Genomic DNA, 19262 nt, shown 5'->3' on the forward strand with positions numbered 1-19262 from the left:
ACGCCTGCGGCCGATGCGGGCTGTCAGCCGCATCGGATCGTGCCTCAGGCGCGATCCGCCGCGGCGCGTAGAAACGCGCTCAATAGAGGATGCGGGGCGCCGCTTGCGGACGACAGTTCCGGATGACCCTGCATACCGATGAAAAACGGATGATTGCGTGCTTCAATCGCATCCGCGATCCGTCCGCTTGCATCGCGCGCGACTATCTCCACACCAACGGACGACAGCGGCACGTCGAGTTCAGGATTGAGCCGGTAGCGGTGATTGCAATGAATCCACTGCCGTTCGCCGAGAATCGCGTTCAGCCTGGAAGAGGGCGCGACATCGAGCGGATGGCGCCCGAGGCGATGAACGGGCGCTGCCGAACGATCGGCGCCGATCGGCACGAAGCTCAAGATTCGTGCGTCAGGCTGGGCCTCCATCAGGCCGACGTCGTTCGTGTGCATGGCGAGCCGCGCGATCGCGGTGGCCATCGACTGCATGCCGAGACATAGACCGACGACAGGTCTTGACGCGCGCCACGCGTATGCCGCAGCGGCAATCTGTCCCGGTACGCGCGTCATGTCGGCACCGCCCGGCAAGACGATGCCGTCGAAAGCGCGGAGCGCTTCTTCGGCGCTTGTATCGTTCAGGTCGTGCGGCGAGACAAAACCGATGCTGATGTCGATCGCTTGTGCGTCGGCTGCGTCCGCCAGCGCGGCGAGCGTGGCGGGGTAAGTGTCGCGTTGGTCGGCTTCGCGCCCGATTAGCGCGATGTGCACGCTTGCGCTTGCCGTGCGCTTGCGCGCGTCGGTTGCCGGCAGGGCTGCAGCCGGTCCGCGTTGTGCGTGCGGCGCACTCCATGTCCAGCGGCCAAAGCGGTCCTGCTGCGCACGCGTCACGATCCTCGGTAAGCCACCTGTGCTGCCCGCTTGTTCGAGCTCGACTGTTTCGACGAGGCCATGTGCACGCATCACGCGATAGCGAGCGGTCGCAACATGGCTGCGCGCGGCGAGCGCAGACAGCGCGTCGAGTTTCGCGAGTCCGCCCTCGGTGCCCGGATGCACCGGCACGATCACGGCCGCATTCGCCGCGTTCGCGATCAGATCTTCGGCGCTGCGTGCCGAGGTAACCGGCTGCCCGCTCAGGCGGTCGCTCCAGATCAGGCCGCTCGGCACGAGCGCACCGTCCCAGGTCACGTGCTGTACCGCGTCGGGGAAACGATCTTCGTCGAAGCGAGCTGCGAGGTGCTGCAGCGTCGCGCCGAGCGTATCGGTCAGAATCGCGGCCTGGGCGCTGTAGTGTGCCGGCGTGTCGGCATCGTCTTCAACGAGGTGCAGCATCGAGGCCTCGGGAGATCGGGTGTGCGCATTTCATGCGCCGTTGCTTCGGCGTGTGGCCGTACCGTACCGGCCACACGTCGTCTGCTTAAGATTGGCGATGAGAGACGAGTGGTTAGCGATTAAAGACCGCTGATTTCCACCGGCAAGTGCGCCAGCGCGGCGCAGGCGGCTTCGATCCGGCCGCACGCGTCCTGCAAGGTCTGCGCGGGCACCGCGTAAGCGATCCTGACGTGATTCTCCACGCCGAATGCGCTCCCGTGCACGACCCCGACATGCGCGGCATCGAGCAGGTAATTGGCGAAATCGAGATCCGTGCTCAGAACGGTTCCGTCCGGTGTCGTCGCGCCGATCAGACCCGCGCAATTCACGAACGCATAGAACGCGCCTTCGGAGGCTGCGCAATGCAGTCCGGGGCATCGCTCGATTGCGGCAAGCACCATCTGGCGATTGGCCTGCAGCGCGGTGAGCCAGTCGGACATGAAAGCCGTGCCGCCGCGCAGCGCGGCCATTGCCGCTGCCTGCGAGATCGTGCTCGGATTCGACGTGCTTTGCGATTGCAGCGTCTGCATCGCACGGATCAGCCAGGCGGGGCCGCCTGCGTAGCCGATGCGCCAGCCGGTCATCGAATATCCTTTCGATACGCCGTTGACGGTCAGCGTGCGTTCGCGCAGCCGCGGCTCGACCTGTACCGGCGTATAAAAGCGTTCGTCGTAGCGCACGTGCTCGTAGATGTCGTCGGCCATCAGCAACACGTGTTCGTGTTCGATCAGCACGTCGGTCAGCGCTCTCAGTTCATCGTGCGTATAGATCGCGCCGGACGGATTGTTCGGCGAATTGAGGATCAGCCAGCGGGTCCTCGGGCCGATGGCGGCGCGTAGCACGTCCGGCTGCAATTTCCAGCCTGTTTCAGGCGTGCTCGGCAGCACGCGCACTCGCCCTTCGGCGAGCGCGACCATGTCCGGGTAAGACACCCAGTAGGGCGCGCAGATCAGGACTTCGTCGTCGGGCGCGATGGTTGCGAGCAGCGCGTTGAAGATGAGCTGCTTTGCACCGGTCCCGGCGATGACTTCCTGCGCCGAGTACTGGATGCCGTTCTCGCGAGCGAATTTGTCGGCGATCGCCTTGAGCAATTCCGCCGTCCCGGCGACCGCCGTGTACTTGGTGTCGCCACGTTCGATCGCGGCGATGCCGGCCTGCTTGATATGGGCGGGCGTATCGAAGTGCAGTTCGCCTTCGCCGAGATTGATGACTGGTTTGCCGCGTGCGAGCAGGAGTCTGACTTTGTCGGAGATAACCGCGGTGGGCGAAGGCTGCACCCGTTGCATGCGCGGCGCGAGCTGATTGGAAAACATATTGACCTCGTGTTGTCTGGTGGTGCCGGTTCGCAGCGTCAGGCCGCGACGCGCAGCAAAGGCCGCTCGACCGTTCCGAGGACCCGGTAGCCGGTCTCCGTGACCACCACGGTTTCGCTGACGCCGACAGTGAACTCGCCGTAGATCCGGAGCGCGGGCGGAATGTGGAAGGTCATGCCCGGTTGCAGCGGCGTCATGACGCCCGTGTAGAGGCTGAGGATCGATCCTTCGCCCCAATCCGGCGCGAACGAAATGCCGACCGAATAGCCGGTGCGCTTCTTGAAGTTGTCGGTGTAGCCGGCGCGGTCGATGACCCGCTGGCAGGCAAGGTGAGGGGCCTCACAGGGCGCGCCGGGCTGGATGGCGTCGAGTGAAGCTTGCAGCGCTTCCTGGCAGACTTTCTCCATCTCCAGCGCTTCGGGGCGGACTTCGCCAATCCACGCCGAACGCATCAGCGCGGCGTGATAGCGGTCGTGGCAGGCGGCCATTTCGAGGAACGCCGGCGCATTGACTTCGAGCGCGCGGCGGCGCCACGTACCGTGCGGCACGCCGGTGCGCGGGCCGGCCGACACCAGCGGTTCCATGCCGACGTATTCGGAGCCTGCCGCGATTGCCGCGGACATCATGGCCGCCACCAGCGTGTTTTCGGTCGCGCCCGGCTTGACCGCGGCCAGACCCGCTCGCAAGCCGGCGTCGACATAACCGGCGGCAATGGCGATCTTTTCGATTTCCGCGGCTGACTTCACCGCGCGAAGCTGTTCGACTATCCCGGCGGAATCGGCGATCGTACCGAGCTTGTCGCACAACGTTTCGTAGACGGCGATCGGCAGGAACCAGCCGCGCTTGTCGAGCGCAATGCGTTTGCCGGCCAGGCTTTTTTGCTGGATGACCTTGACCAGCACGTCGATCGGATTTTCGCCGTCGCTGTAAACCTGGGCATCCGAAATATACGTATTGGCGATGAAATTGAAATATTCGAGCTGACGGATCACGAATACGGGTTCACCCGCAACCGGCAGGATCAGGGCCTGAAACGTGTAATAACCGGGGGTCTGCTGGCCGGTCAGATAGAAGATGTTTTCCGGACCGGTGACGATCATCGCGTCGATGTTCGCCTGTGCGAGCAAGGCGCGTGCACGAGCGACACGGCCTGCATATTCCTCGGCCGGAAAGGCCGATTCGCAACCTTGAGCGGGACCTTGGCTTGTTTGCATGTCGATGGTTTCCTAAACGTCTAGAGAGGTTGGGTCAGGGCGGCGTCGAACGAGACGCCGAGTCCGGTGTGGCCCGCGGCGCAGATCGTTCCTGTGCGATACGACAGTCCGCTGACGGGATCGTCGAGAAGGCCGTCGGCGCCGTAGAGTTCGGCCCAGCGCGGCGCGGTCGCGCAGCACACCTGAAGGGCGGCTGCGGTCGCAGCGGCGCCTTCGTTCATCTGGCCGATCATCAGCGGAATGCCTGCGGCGCTCAGCCGGTGGGCTGCGCCGATCGTCGAGGCAATTCCACCCAGTTTCACGAGTTTCAGATGCGCGGCCACCGGCAGGCCGGCGAAGCCGCACAGGGTGTCGATGTCGGCGTCCGATTGCAGGCTTTCGTCGAGCATCAGCGTGAGCGGGCTCATCTGCGCGAGACGGCGCAGATTCGTCCAGTCGCCGGCAGCGATCGGCTGCTCGATGTACTCGACCTCGCGCGCGGCCAGCGCGGCGAAGCGCACCGGACATTCGCCGGGCAGCCACTGGCCGTTCGCATCGACGGACAACATGATGCGATTGCCGAAGCGGGTTTTCAGCAGGTCGATGCGGCGCAGATCGTCGTCGAATGATCCGATTGCCACGCGCAGCTTCAGATCGTTGAAGCCACGTTCGAGATAACGGTCGGCGCGGGCCAGCATGGTGTCGTCCGACGACCAGAACAGCGTTTGATTCGAGCGCCACGCGGCGGGTTGCTCGCCATTCGCACCGAACGTCTGCGCGATGCTGACGCCGCTTTGCTGTGCGTCCAGATCGCGCAGCGCGCTGTCGATCATCATGCGCACCGGCGCGCAGAAGCGCGTGAGCCATTCGCCGGATGTGTCAACGAGTGCGCGAGCAGGGCGCTGCCAGTCGATCTGCGCGAGCGCGGCGCGTGCGTCGGCGACGACCGCCTCCGCGGCGAGGCCGTTCAGATAGGCGATGTTGATCCGCACTTCGCCGATGCCCACATGGTCCTGTTCGACGAGCCGCAGATAAAGCGCGTCCAGGTGTCCGACGCTGCCCGACGCCGCGGTGTGCAGCGTGAGGCCGTCGCCGTAGTGGAGCGAGGCGCGGTGAAGAGTGGCTAGCACAATCGTCAGCCGCCCTTCTTCATCATCTCGAGCGCGACGTCCCGATAGATCAGGCTCGACGCGAGCAGTTCGTCGATCGGCACGAACTCGTCCGGCTTGTGCGCGACTTCGAGCGTGCCCGGGCCGATCACGACGCCGGATGCGCCGACGCTGCGGAAGTGCACCAGATCGCAGCCGCCCTGGAAGCCGAACGGACCCGGCTCGGCGGTGCCATGTGCGCGGCAGGCCGCGAGGCTTGCCTGAACGATTTTCGAGTCGAGTGCGGTTTCGGTTGCGCCGCCGGTGGTGGGGCGATATTCGAGCACTTCCGCTCGCACACCGAATTGTTCGTACGCGGTTTTGAGAAGTTGCTCGATTTCCTGCTTGACGTCCTCTTCGAGTTCGCCCGGCACCATACGGCGGTCGAGCAGCAGGTCGCAGGCCCCGGGAACCACGTTGTCCGCATGGCCGCCGAGCGCGCGGGTGACGGTCAGGCTGGCCGAGCCGACCAGCGGATGACAGCGGCAGCGCACTTCGTTTTCGTGATGTCCTTCGACCAGCTTGAGCAGTTGGGCGGCGCGATAAATCGCGTTGTCGCCGAGATGCGGCGTGCCGGAGTGCGCCGTGACGCCGTGCACCCGCACGAGCGGCCGCAGGCTGCCTTTGTGGGCCGAGAAGGTCGCGTTCGAGGTCGGCTCGCCGACCACCACGAAATCGACTTTGGGCCGGCCGGCCGCATAGAACTTCGCCCCTTCGCTGGCGATTTCCTCATCGGCGGTAAAGACGCCGAGCAACGTACCCGACCAGCTGGAGCGGTCCGCTGCGAGCATGCGCATCGCTTCGATCATCGCGGTCAGCGGACCTTTCGCGTCGCATGAGCCGCGGCCGTACAGGCGGTTGTCCGCTTCACGCAGGACGAACGGATCGGACGTCCAGCCGTCGCCGGCCGGTACGACATCGAGGTGAGTGTTGAAGGCGAACGTCGGGCCGGGGCCGTTTTCCAGCCGCGCCATCACGTTGGCGCGGCCCGGTTTGTATTCGCTGAGCGACAGATCGAAGCCTTCGCTGGCGAGCAGGCGCTCCACGAGTTGCGCCGCTTCGATTTCACGGCCGGGCGGGTTTTCCGTATTGATACCGACAAGCGCAGTCAGGTCCCGCTTCATGCGGGACAGATCGGGTTGGATGGGCATGTAAGTGTTCCGGGTCAGTGCAGGATCTGGTCAAGAAACCGGCGCGCACGTTCGTGCGTGGAGCCGTTGAAGAACTGTTCGCTGGTCTCGGTCAGGATGACCTCGCCGGCGTCCATGAAGACGATCTTGTCGGCGGCGCGCCGCGCAAACCCCATTTCGTGGGTCACGACGAGGCTCGTCATGCCTTCCGCGCTCAGTTCGGCCATGACGTCCAGGACTTCGCTGACCATCTCCGGATCGAGCGCGGAGGTGGGCTCGTCGTACAGCATGACCTTCGGTTTCATCGCCAGCGCGCGGGCGATCGCCACGCGCTGCTGCTGGCCGCCCGAGAGCTGGTCCGGAAAGTAATCGGCGCGCTCGCGCAGGCGCACCTTGGTCAACAGGCCGAGTGCGAGGTCATGTGCGTCGTGGCGCGAAACGCCCAGCACGGTCATCGGCGCAAGCATTACGTTTTCGACAGCCGACAGATGGGAAAACAGCTCGAAGTTCTGAAACACCATGCCGATCCTTTGGCGCACCAGGTGTTCGTTTTTTCGCTCGCGTGCGAGGTCGCGGCCTTCGAACAGAATGTTGCCGGCGTCGACCGTTTCGAGCAGGTTGATACAGCGCAGCAGCGTGGATTTTCCGGACCCGGAAGGGCCGACGATCACGATCGTCTCTTTCGCTGCGACATCGATCGAACAGCGCTTGAGAATTCGCGTGTCGCCGTAGCTCTTGTCGATACGGTTGATTTTCAGCAAGGGGAGGGAGGCGCCAGCAGACATGGGCATCCTTAGCGAACAAGGGGTTGTGAAGTGCCGAGCAGGCGTTCGGCGAACGACATGCGGCGCGTACTGGTCCTGCGCTTGCGATCGAGTGCGCGTTCCATCCATCCCTGCAGCAGCATGAACAGCGTGGTCAGCGCCAGGTAGTAGATTCCGGCGGCGGTCAGCGCTTCCAGATAACGGAAGTTCGCGCTTGCCGCCTGATCGGCGACCAGCAGCAACTCCTGCACGGCAATCACCGAGACGAGGGCGCTCAGTTTGAGCATGCCGATCATCTGGTTGCCGATGGGCGGCAGGACGACCCGCAGCGCCTGCGGCACGACGATATGGCGGAACACCTTGGCGCGCGTCATACCCAGCGCGAACCCAGCGGTGCGCTGTCCTTGTTTCACGGCTTGCAGGCCGGAGCGGAATATCTCGGACATGAACGCGCCTTCGTTGAGCGACAGCGCGAGCACCGCGCAGACAAACGCGCTGAAGCGGATGCCGAAGGACGGCAGCACGTTATAGATGAAGATGATCTGGAACAGGACGGGCGTGCCGCGGAACAACCACAGATAGGCGAACGTGAAGGTCTTTGCGATCTGGCTGCGGGTGCCCTGCAGTAACGCCAGCACGAGGCCGATCAGCATGCCGAATCCAAGCGAGATGACGGTCAGGACCAGCGTGAGCGCCGCGCCGTGGAGAAAATCTCTCGAGATCAGGTACTCGAGCAGCAGGTGTAGTGACATGCGCAACTCCAATCATGAACTACAATTTGTATGAATTGTGTCGATTTATACAAAGAGAAAAAAGACGGGTCAAGGATTAATTCCGCTGTAAGGAAGTCAATCTGACGGTGGTCTTGCCGATCCCGGAGCCGATTGGTATTTGAAATTTGTATTTTTTGATATTCTTCTACAGATCGATTCGATGGGACGGTGCAATGACAAAAAGGGCGGGCAAGGGTGCCCATCTGCTGGCCAAACAGATCCTGGATCTCATTCAGGAAGCAAGGTTCGAGGTAGGGCATCACCTGCGTGAACAACAACTGGCGGACCTGCTCGGGGTGTCGCGCACGCCCGTGCGGGCGGCCATGACCTTGCTCGAATCGCTCGGCGTGATCGAGGCGCGAAAAAATCAGGGGTTCTTTCTGGCGCGTCCCGCGGAGGGTTTGCACCGCATCGAGTTGGAGTTGCCCACTTCGGGGGACGAGGATCTGTACAACCGCCTCGTGACGGACCGCCTGGCGGGTCTGATTCCGGCGTCGCTCACGCAGACGGATATCGCGCAGCGCTATGAGGTGGACCGGGTGACGATGACGCGAGCCTTGTCGCGTCTGTCGGAAGATGGCCTGATCGTGCGTAACAAGGGGCACGGCTGGAGCTTTCAGCCCTCGCTCGATTCGGCGCTTACCTTGAAGAACAGTTACGATTTCCGTTTGACCCTGGAGCCGGCCGGGCTGCTATTGCCCACTTTTTCGGCGGACCGCTCCGCGCTGGAGCGATGCCGGCGCGAACATATCTTTCTGACTTCGCAACTCGGTCTCAACGGCGTGACGCCGAAGCAGGTGTTCGAAACCGATGCCAATTTTCACGAGATGCTCGCGGAATACAGCGGCAACGTATTCATGCATCAATCGATGCAGCAGCAGAACCGGCTGCGCCGTCTGCTCGAATTTCAGGGCTATGTGAACCGCAAGCGGATTCGGGAGTGGTGCAACGAACACCTGGAGATCATCGACGCGATTCTCGCGAACGACATGCCGGTCGCCGCCGAGCGCATGCGCAAACATCTGTCTCATGCCTACCATACGACGGGGGCCGCCGAGGCGGTGGCGAAGGGCGGGAAAGTCGCGTAAAGCCTGGACTGCCGCCCGTGCCGCTGAGCGGCGTCGGAGAAGAAATCACGGGCAGGCACTATTTCCGGCACTATTTCCCCTCGCAGTTTCTCCTCGCAGGCTGCAGCGGTGCTGCAGCATAGCCGCCTCGCCGATCAGTTCCTCACGCGAGGGTCCGGATCGAGTTGCTAATACCACGCGCGCAATCGATCACCGCGGGCGCCAGCCGCGCCTCCGCTTCCGCCTGCGTCCAACGGCTCGTCGGTGCGACGACGTGAACCGAGCCGACCGGCCGGCGTTCTCCGTCGAGCACGGCCACCGCGATCGTCATATCGCCAATGAAGAGTTCCTCGCGGTTCGATGCATACCCGTTGCGCCGGCCCAGCGCGAGACGGGTGTCGAGCTCGTCCAGATCCGTGACGGTGTACTGCGTATGCGCGACGCGATCGCTCGCCACCAGCAGCGCTTGCGATTCGTTTTCGGGCAGCGCTGCCAGATAAGCCCGCCCTGACGCTGTGCAATACATCGGAATGCGGCTGCCGATCGGCATGTGAATCGGCACGAACTTCATGCAGACGAAGCGCGCCACGTAGACCATGTCGAGGCCGTCCGGCTCGGTCAGGTTGGTCGTCTCGCCGGTGACATTGGTGAGCTCGGACAGAAACGGATTGGCGACGTCGATCAGCGTGTCCGCAGCCAGGTAGTTGAAACCGATCTGCATTACACGCGGCGCCAGTTGATAGCGCCGGGTACGCGGATGCTTTCTCACATAGCCGAGCTTCTCCAGCGTGTAGATCATGCGCTGTGCCGAACTCTTGGTGATCGAGGTTGCCTCCGCGACTTCCGGCAAAGTCATCGACCTGCGCTGCGCGCTGAACGCGCGCAGCACCGCAATTCCCTTCTCCAGCGACTGATTGAACAGTGCATCCGGGGTTTCCTCCGGTTCCTGGGGCGCTTCCGGCTGCGCGCCGAGCGTCTTGCGTGTCATGGAATCACCCAATTGTTTTTACCTGTTATGGAATCTAGCATATCGAATATCGATACGCAAATTTCGTTTGTCGATATTTTTGATTCGAATATCATCATCCAACTGATGGGTACCGATATTCCAGTCGGCCGTCGTCAACTCATGGAGAGACTCATGTTCCGGTTCGCCAAACGCCTTACCAGTGTCTTTGCAACAGGATTGCTGCTCGCCGGTGCGCCGGCCTTGTCGGTGGCCGCCACCACGTATGAGGTTGGCGCGACGGCCACCGGTGTGCCGTTCACCTTTCTCGATGTGAAGAGCAATTCGATTCAGGGCGTGCTGGTCGATGCGATTACCGCGACGGGCAAAGCGGCGGGCTTCGACGTGAAGATCGAGCAGACCACGTTCGCCTCGCTGATTCCGTCCCTGACCACGAAGAAGATCGACATCATCTCGGCGGCCATGTTGAAAACGCCGGCGCGCCAGCAGGTCGTCGATTTCTCCGACACGGTGTATTCCTATGGCGAAGGCCTGATCGTGCGTGCCGACGACAAAGGCCAGTACACGTCGATGGACGACCTCAAGGGCGAGGTGGTCGGCGCGCAGGTCGGCACCGCGTTCGTCGACGCGTTGAACAAGAAGGGCATCTACAAGGAAGTGCGGACCTACGATTCAGTCGCCGACATCATGCGCGACGTCGCGCTCGGCCGCATCAAGGCGGGCTTTGGCGACCAGCCGATTCTGGCCTACCAGCTTCAGCACAATCCGAATCCGCAATTGCGTCTTGTCGCCGGATATCAGCCGTCGGTGAAAGGGCAGTTGTGTTTCGTCGTGCGCAAGGGCGACACGGCCACGCTGGAGCAATTGAACGCCGGCATCCGGAAGATCAAGGCCGACGGCACGCTGATGCAGATCGTCAAGAAGTGGCAGGTGGAATGACGTCGTTTTCCGAATAAGGACGGTTCGCCATGTTCCTCCAGAACGCCATCGAGTTTCTGCCGATCCTGCTGAAAGGCGCGGTCGTCACGATCGAGATCACCTTCTGCTCGTTCGTGCTGAGCACGGTGCTCGGTCTCGCGCTCGCGCTGATGCGCGTGTCGGACAACCGCGTCGTATCGAACGCCGCCGCGACGTTTATCAACGTGATCCGCGGGCTGCCGATCATCGTGCAGCTCTTCTACATCTACTTTGTGCTGCCGGATCTCGGCGTGCAACTGTCGGCGTTTCAGGCGGGGTTTATCGGTCTCGGTGTCGCGTACTCGGTGTATCAGGCGGAAAACTTTCGCGCGGGCATCCAGGCGATCGATCACGGACAGATCGAAGCGGCGCAGTCGATCGGCATGCGCGGCGCGATGATCATGCGGCGCGTGGTGTTGCCGCAGGCGTTCCGGATCGCACTGCCGCCGTACGGTAATACCCTCGTGATGATGCTCAAGGATTCGTCGCTCGCATCGACGATCACCGTCGCCGAAATGACGCGCGCCGGGCAGCTCATCGCGTCGTCGACGTTTCAGAACATGACGGTATTCACGCTGGTGGCGCTGCTTTACCTTGGGCTGAGCCTGCCGCTCGTCTACGGATTGCGGCGGCTCGAACGCCGCCTCGGCTTGAAGGGAAAACGATGATCAAGGTCGACTCGATTCACAAGCGCTTTCACGATCAGCATGTGCTGAAGGGCGTCAGTCTGAGTGTCGAACGCGGTCAGGTGGTGTGTCTGATCGGCCCATCCGGATCGGGCAAATCGACGCTGCTTCGCTGCATCAACGGACTGGAGCGGCATGACGCCGGCACGATCACCGTCGAAGGCAACGCTGTCGACGCGAAGTCGAAACAGATCCACACGCTGCGCGCACAGGTCGGCATGGTGTTCCAGCGTTTCAATCTGTTTCCGCACCGAACCGCGCTGGAAAACGTGGTTGAAGGCCCGGTGTTTGTCAGGAAGGAAGTGCGCGCGCAGGCCCGCGAGCGGGCGCGGCATCTGCTCGACAAGGTCGGTCTCGCGCATCGCATGGATGCGTACCCGTCTGAAATGTCGGGCGGCCAGCAGCAGCGTGTGGCGATTGCGCGTGCGCTCGCCATGGAGCCGAAAGCGATTCTCTTCGACGAGCCGACCTCGGCGCTCGACCCGGAACTGGTCGGCGAAGTACTCGGCGTCATGCGCCAGCTTGCCGACGACGGCATGACCATGATCGTCGTCACGCATGAAATGGGCTTTGCACGCGAAGTGGCCGACCGTGTGTGTTTTCTTCATGACGGCACGATCCATGAGGAAGGGTCCGCTGCCGATCTGTTCGAACGTCCGCGCAATCCTCGCACTCGCGAGTTTCTCGGCAAAATGCCCGCGCTTACCGAAGCCCCCCGGATTTAAATACCATCATGAGCCTGGTTGAAGTTGCAAAGCCGTTGCCGCCCTCGCTGTGGGCGGCAACGGCGGAACCCGCCGTCGATACGCCGCCGCTCGACCGCTCGGTCACGGTGGACGTGGCGATTGTCGGTGCCGGTTACACGGGTTTGTCGACGGCCCTCCATCTTGCGGAACAGGGCCTGCATGTGTGCGTGATCGACGCCAACGAGCCAGGTTGGGGCGCGTCCGGCCGTAATGGCGGCCAGGTGATTCCCGGTCTGAAATACGATCCCGACGAACTCATCCGGCGCTACGGCCCACATGATGGCAGCGCGCTCGTGCAAATGGCGGGCGGCGCCGCGGATGCGGTTTTCGATCTGATCGAGCGCCATGGCATTCAGTGCAATGCAACGCGTGCCGGCTGGATTCAGCCGACCCATTCGAGCAAGCTGCTCGGCACGCTTCATGGCCGCGCGCGGCAGTGGGAAGCACGTGGAGCACCCGTCGAACTGCTCGACCGTGCGCAGATATCGAAACGGCTCGGCACGGACGCATTCATCGGTGGCTGGGTCGATCGGCGCGCGGGCAGCGTGCATCCGTTGAGCTACGCACGCGGCCTCGCGCGCGCGGCGCAAACGGCAGGCGCGGCGATTCATGGCGGAACCTGTGCCGCGAGCGTCGAGCGCGGTCCGGCAGGGTGGCGAATTCGCACGGAGCACGGTTCGCTCATCGATTCGAAACAGGTTCTGCTCGCCACCAACGGTTATACCGACGGCCTTTGGCCGCGCCTCGCGCAATCGGTGATCGCAGCGAACAGTTTCATCGTCGCGACGAAGCCGTTGCCGGACGATGTCGGCGCAACGGTTCTGCCTGGTGGCGAAGTGGCTTCCGATTCGCGGCGCCTGTTGCTTTATTTTCGCAAGGATGCAAACGGCCGCCTCCTGATGGGCGGGCGCGGACCCTTTCGCGAACCGCGTCATGCGGCGGATTGGGCGCATCTCGAACGTGCCGCCCAGTTGATGTTTCCGCAATTGAAGGGCATCGAATACGAATACCGCTGGGCAGGCCGCATCGCCATTACGCGCAATTTTTTGCCGCACGTGCATTTGCCGGCAGACGGCATGACGATCGCGCTCGGCTACAACGGACGCGGCATTGCGATGGCGACAACGCTGGGCAAGCATCTGGCCGCGTTGATCGGCGGGACGGCACGCGGAATACCGCTTCCGCCCACGTCGATCAAACCCGTTCCGCTTCACGCGTTGCAGCGGTTCTATATCAACGCGGGCGTGGCGTGGTATGGACTGCTCGATGCGCTGTCCTGAGCGTCCCTATCACGGGTCGCTGCGCTCCACCGCCCAGCGTTGCCTAGCTCTTCAACTGTACGTGCACGCCGGTCGCATCATAGGTCGGCGTGGCGGTGAATCCGTCGATCACGATGCTGGTGAAGCGTCCTGACAGCGCGCCCGTGGATATCAGGGTGAGCAGGTCGCCTGACTTCGGTGTGTAGCCGCTCGCAAACTTCACATGCAACGTGCCGCCCGCGAGTGTCGTCTGACCGCCGACGCGCAGCAGACCTTGTCCGTTCGGGCCGACGTTGAGCTCGAGCGTCGTGTTCTGAAGTTGCGTGTACTTTCCGGCGACGACGACGGGTTGCGCTGAACCGATCGCCACCGTGCCCGAACCCAGGTACACGTCGCCGCTGCCGAATGCATTCCCCGATGTCGCGCCCAGCGTCCCGCCTTGCACCTCGGTACCGCCCGAATACGTGTTCGGGCCGGCGAGCGTCAGCGTGCCGCTACCCTGCAGCGTCAGTTTGCCCGTGCCGGAAATGGCATTGCGCCACGTATCCGCCACGTTGAAGCCACCTTTGCTTGCGTCCATCGCGATGACCACGCTGCCGTTGAACGCGCCGTAGCCGTCCGCCGCGGCGAACAGATTGAGGCGTCCCCAGCCTTCGGCGTCGTCCATCTGCGGATAGCCGGAAGGCATTTCGGTGGTCTTCAGCACGACGCGGCGCTGGTTGGCGTCGAGATACGGGAAGCGCGTCTCGAGCAGGACTTCTGCGCCCTTGGGCACGATCGGCGCAGTGTTTGTCGCGCCGATCTGCGAGAAGGAGAGCGTCATGCGGCGCAGAAAGTTGGCGCGATTGGTTGTGTAGTCAGCGAAGCGGTCGGTGCTGGTGTCGCCGGAATGCGCAAACGCGTTGAACGTCGTCGCGGATGTGCCGGTCAGCGACATCAGCGCGGTGTGTGCCTGCGTGTACGCATCCGATTTGAGCGTGGCGTTTGCCGGGTCGTACAGGTTGGCTGCAGCGGCGGCGATGCCGAGCATGCGTCCTCCGATCACGTCGAGCGGCGAATGCATGCCCGCGACGATGCGGTTCTCGCCCAACTCGAGGCCGCGGCTCAGCATTTCCTGGAAGCGCTCCGGGACCACATACGCCATCCCGACCGCGTCGCGCACTGCTTCGGCCGTGTGGCCGCTGATGAAGCCGCCATCGGTCGCGGGCGTTGTGCTTTCCGCCGGCACGAGCGTCGGCACCACGACGACACTCGTGCTCCAGCGGAACGGACGCGGGTACTTGTAGAAGCGTTTGGCCGGTTCTGTCGAAGCGTTGTTGCCGAGCGTGTTGAGCAGATCGACGACCTTGCCGAACGTGCCGTTCGACGTGCTGCCGACACCCGTGTTGTTGCCGCTGTCGTTGTACAGGACGGACGTCGCATCGGCCGGAATCGACGTGATGGTCGTGGTCTGCTGCGCCGCCGTGTGCCAGCTGGCGGTAAGCGGGCCCATGCCGTCGGTGACGCTGTAGCCCTTGCCGCGCCGGTCGTCGTAATACGCGGCATCGGCTTGCGCGGAGGTACGGTTGGTGGTCGTCGTGACGACGTACTGGATGTTCGCGCCGAGAACCGACGCGTTGAGAATCGTTCCATTCGGCGTGCCGTCCGTGGGTACGCCGGTGGCGGTCGATGGTACGACGGCCGGGAACGAACCGACAGCCGGCGCGCTGACGCCGGCATCCACGATCTCCGTGAGCGGCTTCCAGTAGTTCAGATACGGTGCGACGAGGCGCACGCCCGCATTGGTGTCGAGCGTCGCGTAGCGTGCATCGCCGCGCTGGTTCGTGGCGATGTTGTCGACGAACGCCGCGACGCCGGCGGGCGCAGCAGCGGAGTCGACGAAGCCCGGTGTGGCCGGAGCCGCCGGCACGCTGACCTGCCCGGGCGCGGCTTCGTCGATGTTGCTGCCGCAGGCGGCGAGGGCGAAAGCAATGAACGATGCGGTGATCGATGGTCGTAGCGATTGTAGGTTCTTATACATGGCGCGTTCTTCTCTTCGAAGCGAGGGGAGTGAAGCGCGCGAGGTTAAGTAAAGTTTATGAATGCATTATGAAAGGCGCAGCATGAGAGTCTGCGGATCGGGTCGGCTATTTGCCGCGTCTGGTCTTCAGCGACCTCCGTGTTTTGCTGAGCAGGACCGCTAACAAATTACAATGCCAAACGGGTTTCCGCACGCCTGCCGCCTTAGCGGTTTCGCAGCGGAGATCTGAAGCATCAGCAAGTCGGGTCCCGAGGTCGTCGCGCTGTCGATGGACGAGGGAGCCCGCATTCCAGCCGAAGCCCAAAAAATGCAAACTTTGATCGCGGGTGCCGCATGATACGAATCGAGACAGGCGATTTTTCCACCAACGGGATCGAGCTCCGCGCCGACATTGCCGGCAGCGGTATGCCGGTTCTGCTCTGCCATGGATTCCCTGAATCGCGGCACTCCTGGCGTCATCAGGTGCCGGCGCTTGCCGAAGCGGGATATCGGGTGATCGCGCCTGACATGCGGGGCTATGGCGGCAGCAGCGCGCCGGAAACGGTTGAAGATTTCACGATCCTGCATCTGGTGGGCGACATGGTCGGGTTGCTCGATACGCTTGGGCATCAGAAAGCCGTGATCGTCGGGCATGATTGGGGCGCGGCCGTTGCCTGGGCGGCGGCCATGTTGCGGCCCGACCGTTTTATCGGCGTTGCGGGACTGTCGGTTCCGTTCATCCCGCGCGGTTCTTCCGCGCCGCTCGCGACCCTGCGCCGCCTGGGACGGGAGCATTTCTACTGGCTCTGGTTCGAACAGCGGGGTCGCGCCGAGGCGGAGCTTGACGCGGATCCGGCGGAAAGCCTCCGCCGCATTTACTGGGGCCTCTCTGGCGGCGCGCCCGATCCGCTCTGGAACGGTATGGTCGCCGAGAACGGATTTCTTGCTACCTTCCCGGCGCCCTCGGGTCTGCCGGAGTGGCTGACGCCGGAAGACCTTAGTCTGCAAACAGCGGCTTTCGCCCGTGGCTTTCGCGCGCCGCTCGACTGGTATCGCAATCTTGACCGGAACTGGAGCCTGCTCGGCGCTGTTGCCGGCGCACGCATCACGCAACCGGCGATGTTTCTCGCGGGCGAGCGGGACCCCGTGTTGCATTGGCGGCGCGACGCCTATGCGGCCCATTCGGAGAACCTGCCGGGGCTTGTCTCCAGCACATTGCTTCCCGGCATCGGCCATTGGATACAGCAGGAAGCGCCGGACGCGGTGACGGCGGCGCTCCTGAACTTCCTGCGGACCTTCAAGGCATCGGACTACTAGCCAATGGATTTGCCGCCAGGAAGTGGCGTGTCGGCAAGCGGCGCGCTCCGTTCCATTGGATGCCGACTGCGCGTGACCAATACGAATGACCCGTTGGAGCGAATGGTTTGCCGACCGCGCCATAACGAATGGATGGCCGCTGCGTTCTGAGCGTTGTCGGTCGGTTGGACATCGGCCGACGCGTCCTGCTTCGTTTTTCAGCGCGTCAGCAACGAAACGGTTGCGATGCCCAGAATGGTCATCAGGAGCGACGCGCCCACATGAATGACGATCTCGCCAGCCGCCCAGCCGAGCCGGCCGTCCTGCAAGCGCTGCACGACTTCCGCCGAGAAGGTCGAGAAAGTCGACAGGCCGCCCATCAAACCCGTGATGACGAAGAGCCGCCATTCGGGCGCGATCTGCGGTGTCCGCGCGAATCCCGCGACCGCGACGCCGATGACATAACCGGCGATCACGTTGGCGGCGAACGTGCCGAGTGGCAAGCCGGCGAACAGGCCGTTCAGACGGATACCGAGGAACCAGCGAAACAGCGAGCCGAGTGCGCCACCGATGCCGACGGCGAGAATGGACCAATACATGAAGTGCCCTGGCGAAGCGAAAAGGTCGACAAACCGGACTGATAGGGACGCGCGATGCCGCGTCCGTCGTCATCCGGGCGTAGCAGGCATCATCAGCCACAAGGGCGGTTAAGGGAGAATGCCATCTCCAGCGCGCAAGTCTAGCATCGGCGGGCCCACTGGCGACAGGTGGGCGCGTGCGGGATGTGAACGCGAGCCGTCTGCGTGACGGGGAGGCGCGACCTACAATAAAGACAGCATCGGCGAGTATGGGTTGTCGATTGACTGCGGGTGCGCGGGAGGCCGACATGATGAAGGGCTACCAGCTCACGTTTTATACCGAGCAGAACAGGCGCCATGGCCATCAACTGGTCGTGGACTGGTTGCTGTCGATCGCTAAGCACGCCGGCATTCATGGCGCGACTGTCGTGGCGGCGGCCGAAGGCATCGGCCACGCGGGCGGGCGGCATGCCGCGCGCTTCTTCGAACTGGCGGATCAGCCCCAGCAGGTGATCTTCGCGGTCACGGAGGCGGAGGCGGAAACGTTGATCGAAGCGGTACGGCAGGGCGGCGTGCCCGTGTTCTTCACGCGCTGCCCGATCGAATTCGGCATGCTCGGCGGGCAATCGGACGCGGAACCTCCGGCGCGCCGCTAGCAGGCTCGTGCGCCTAACGTATCAGCCGACGCTTTCGCGTTCCGGCGTCGATGAAATTTTGTGAATCGACAGGTCGGCGCCGTTGTACTCGTCTTCCTGGTCGAGCCGCAAACCCACCGTCATGCGAATGCTTCCGTACACGAGCGTGCCGCCGAGCGTCGCCACCACGATGCCGCCCAGCGTGCCGATCAGTTGCGCGCCGAACGATACGCCGCCCAGACCGCCCAGTGCATGCAGACCGAAAATGCCGGCCGCGATGCCGCCCCACGCGCCGCACAGACCATGCAGCGGCCACACGCCGAGCACGTCGTCGATGCGCCAGCGGTTCTGCACGCAGGTGAACATATAAACGAACAGCACGCCCGCAATGCCGCCCGTCACCAGCGCGCCGAGCGGATGCATCACGTCGGAGCCGGCGCATACCGCGACCAGCCCGGCAAGCGGGCCGTTATACGTGAAGCCGGGGTCGTTGCGGCCCGCGAGCCAGGCGGTCAGCGTGCCGCCGACCATCGCCATCAGCGAATTGACTGCCACGAGGCCGCTGATTTTGTCGACGGTCTGCGCGCTCATCACGTTAAAGCCGAACCAGCCGACCGCGAGCACCCACGCGCCCAGCGCGAGGAACGGAATATTCGACGGCGGATGCGCGGCGATCCTGCCGTCGCGGTGATAGCGGCCGTGGCGCGCGCCGAGCAGCAGCACGGCCGGCAACGCGACCCAGCCGCCGAACGCATGCACCACCACTGAACCGGCGAAGTCGTGAAACGGCACGCCGAACACCTGGGTGATCCAGTTCTGAATGCCGAAGCGGCCGTTCCACACGATCCCTTCGAAGAACGGATAGATGAAACCGACCAGCACGAAGGTGGCGAACAACTGCGGATTGAATTTCGAGCGCTCGGCGATGCCGCCCGACACGATCGCGGGAATCGCCGCCGCAAAGGTCAGCAGGAAGAAGAAGCGCACCAGCGCATAGCCGTTGTGCGCGGCCAGCGACTCGGCGCTGCCGAAGAACTGCACGCCATAGGCGATCGTGTAGCCGATGAAAAAATACGCGATCGTCGAGACCGAGAAGTCCACCAGAATCTTGACCAGCGCGTTGACCTGATTCTTTTTGCGCACCGTGCCGAGTTCGAGAAATGCAAACCCCGCATGCATGGCCAGCACCATCGCGGCCCCTAGCAAAAGGAAGAGGGTGTCGGTGCCGGTTTTCAGACTTTCCATCGATGTGTCCCGCTTATGCCAAAAAAGCGGGCATGGAACGCAAGAAGCGGGCCAAATTTGTGCCGGAAAGCGTCGATTGGGTGCAAGTCCGCACCGGCATGGGTTTCGTGTCAGTCGTTACCGATCGGGCGGTACGCCAGACTCT

At 63.3% G+C, this 19262-nt stretch carries 18 protein-coding genes and 1 riboswitch; of the genes, 7 read left to right on the forward strand and 11 right to left on the reverse strand.

The genetic code is table 11. From position 1 onward, the window contains the following. Positions 1–44: 44 nt before the first annotated feature. The 7 genes from ACOSV0_RS07025 to ACOSV0_RS07055 all read right to left on the reverse strand — a co-directional run bounded on the left by ACOSV0_RS07025 (position 45) and on the right by ACOSV0_RS07055 (position 7661). Positions 45–1322: a glutamine amidotransferase-related protein gene (locus tag ACOSV0_RS07025; RefSeq protein WP_434109583.1), complete on the reverse strand. Its 1278-nt coding sequence runs from the start codon at positions 1320–1322 to the stop codon at positions 45–47. A 119-nt stretch (positions 1323–1441) separates the two neighbouring features. Next, the gene (locus ACOSV0_RS07030; RefSeq protein ID WP_434109584.1) at positions 1442–2674 is read right to left on the reverse strand and encodes a pyridoxal phosphate-dependent aminotransferase; all 1233 of its coding nucleotides are present in this window, start codon (positions 2672–2674) and stop codon (positions 1442–1444) included. 38 nt (positions 2675–2712) lie between these two features. Next, entirely contained in the window at positions 2713–3888 is a 1176-nt protein-coding gene (locus tag ACOSV0_RS07035; protein WP_434109585.1) for a M24 family metallopeptidase, read from the reverse strand. Positions 3889–3908: 20 nt separating this feature from the next. Then, positions 3909–4997, reverse strand: coding sequence for a mandelate racemase/muconate lactonizing enzyme family protein (locus ACOSV0_RS07040; RefSeq protein WP_434109586.1), 1089 nt, complete (start codon positions 4995–4997; stop codon positions 3909–3911). A gap of 5 nt (positions 4998–5002) precedes the next feature. Beyond that, positions 5003–6166: a M20 family metallopeptidase gene (locus tag ACOSV0_RS07045; RefSeq protein WP_434109587.1), complete on the reverse strand. Its 1164-nt coding sequence runs from the start codon at positions 6164–6166 to the stop codon at positions 5003–5005. Between the two features lie 14 nt (positions 6167–6180). After that, the gene (locus ACOSV0_RS07050) at positions 6181–6930 is read right to left on the reverse strand and encodes an amino acid ABC transporter ATP-binding protein (protein ID WP_434109588.1); all 750 of its coding nucleotides are present in this window, start codon (positions 6928–6930) and stop codon (positions 6181–6183) included. 8 nt (positions 6931–6938) lie between these two features. Continuing rightward, the gene (locus ACOSV0_RS07055) at positions 6939–7661 is read right to left on the reverse strand and encodes an amino acid ABC transporter permease (protein ID WP_434109589.1); all 723 of its coding nucleotides are present in this window, start codon (positions 7659–7661) and stop codon (positions 6939–6941) included. A gap of 194 nt (positions 7662–7855) precedes the next feature. On the opposite strand from ACOSV0_RS07055, the gene ACOSV0_RS07060 reads away from it, so the two are divergent. Then, positions 7856–8770 (forward strand): GntR family transcriptional regulator, encoded by a 915-nt coding sequence (locus tag ACOSV0_RS07060; RefSeq protein WP_434109590.1) that lies wholly within the window; start codon positions 7856–7858, stop codon positions 8768–8770. Between the two features lie 142 nt (positions 8771–8912). Here ACOSV0_RS07060 and ACOSV0_RS07065 read toward each other — a convergent pair whose 3' ends face one another. Beyond that, the gene (locus ACOSV0_RS07065; RefSeq protein WP_434109591.1) at positions 8913–9737 is read right to left on the reverse strand and encodes an IclR family transcriptional regulator; all 825 of its coding nucleotides are present in this window, start codon (positions 9735–9737) and stop codon (positions 8913–8915) included. A gap of 153 nt (positions 9738–9890) precedes the next feature. Here ACOSV0_RS07065 and ACOSV0_RS07070 point away from each other — a divergent pair, with 153 nt between their 5' ends. Genes ACOSV0_RS07070 through ACOSV0_RS07085 form a run of 4 tightly spaced genes read left to right on the forward strand, consistent with a single transcriptional unit; the run spans position 9891 to position 13385 of the window. Next, positions 9891–10655, forward strand: a complete 765-nt coding sequence (locus tag ACOSV0_RS07070; protein WP_434109592.1) for a substrate-binding periplasmic protein — start codon at positions 9891–9893, stop codon at positions 10653–10655. 29 nt (positions 10656–10684) lie between these two features. Beyond that, positions 10685–11341 (forward strand): amino acid ABC transporter permease, encoded by a 657-nt coding sequence (locus ACOSV0_RS07075; protein ID WP_434109593.1) that lies wholly within the window; start codon positions 10685–10687, stop codon positions 11339–11341. Next, positions 11338–12084: an amino acid ABC transporter ATP-binding protein gene (locus ACOSV0_RS07080; protein ID WP_434109594.1), complete on the forward strand. Its 747-nt coding sequence runs from the start codon at positions 11338–11340 to the stop codon at positions 12082–12084. Before ACOSV0_RS07075 ends, ACOSV0_RS07080 begins: the two co-directional genes overlap by 4 nt. 8 nt (positions 12085–12092) lie before the next feature. Further along, positions 12093–13385 (forward strand): NAD(P)/FAD-dependent oxidoreductase, encoded by a 1293-nt coding sequence (locus tag ACOSV0_RS07085; RefSeq protein ID WP_434109595.1) that lies wholly within the window; start codon positions 12093–12095, stop codon positions 13383–13385. 43 nt (positions 13386–13428) lie between these two features. On the opposite strand, the gene ACOSV0_RS07090 is transcribed toward ACOSV0_RS07085, so the two are convergent. Continuing rightward, positions 13429–15384 carry a phosphatase PAP2 family protein gene (locus ACOSV0_RS07090; RefSeq protein ID WP_434109596.1) on the reverse strand — a complete coding sequence of 652 codons (1956 nt, stop codon included), beginning with the start codon at positions 15382–15384 and terminating at the stop codon, positions 13429–13431. A gap of 333 nt (positions 15385–15717) precedes the next feature. Between ACOSV0_RS07090 and ACOSV0_RS07095 the strand changes: the two genes are divergently transcribed. Beyond that, positions 15718–16680, forward strand: a complete 963-nt coding sequence (locus tag ACOSV0_RS07095; RefSeq protein WP_434109597.1) for an alpha/beta fold hydrolase — start codon at positions 15718–15720, stop codon at positions 16678–16680. Between the two features lie 197 nt (positions 16681–16877). Here ACOSV0_RS07095 and crcB read toward each other — a convergent pair whose 3' ends face one another. Further along, complete coding sequence (gene crcB, locus ACOSV0_RS07100) at positions 16878–17258, reverse strand: fluoride efflux transporter CrcB (RefSeq protein WP_434109598.1); 381 nt, start codon at positions 17256–17258, stop codon at positions 16878–16880. Between the two features lie 76 nt (positions 17259–17334). Next, a riboswitch (Fluoride riboswitch) is annotated at positions 17335–17396 on the reverse strand. Between the two features lie 149 nt (positions 17397–17545). Between crcB and ACOSV0_RS07105 the strand changes: the two genes are divergently transcribed. Then, on the forward strand, positions 17546–17893 hold the full coding sequence (locus ACOSV0_RS07105; protein WP_434109599.1) for a DUF190 domain-containing protein: 348 nt from the start codon (positions 17546–17548) through the stop codon (positions 17891–17893). A gap of 21 nt (positions 17894–17914) precedes the next feature. Here the strand turns inward: ACOSV0_RS07105 and ACOSV0_RS07110 are convergent, their stop codons facing one another. Next, entirely contained in the window at positions 17915–19117 is a 1203-nt protein-coding gene (locus ACOSV0_RS07110; RefSeq protein WP_434109600.1) for an ammonium transporter, read from the reverse strand. Positions 19118–19262: the final 145 nt, after the last annotated feature.

This window comes from Paraburkholderia caffeinilytica, from assembly GCF_051027425.1.
Classification (GTDB): Bacteria; Pseudomonadota; Gammaproteobacteria; order Burkholderiales; family Burkholderiaceae; genus Paraburkholderia; species Paraburkholderia caffeinilytica_A.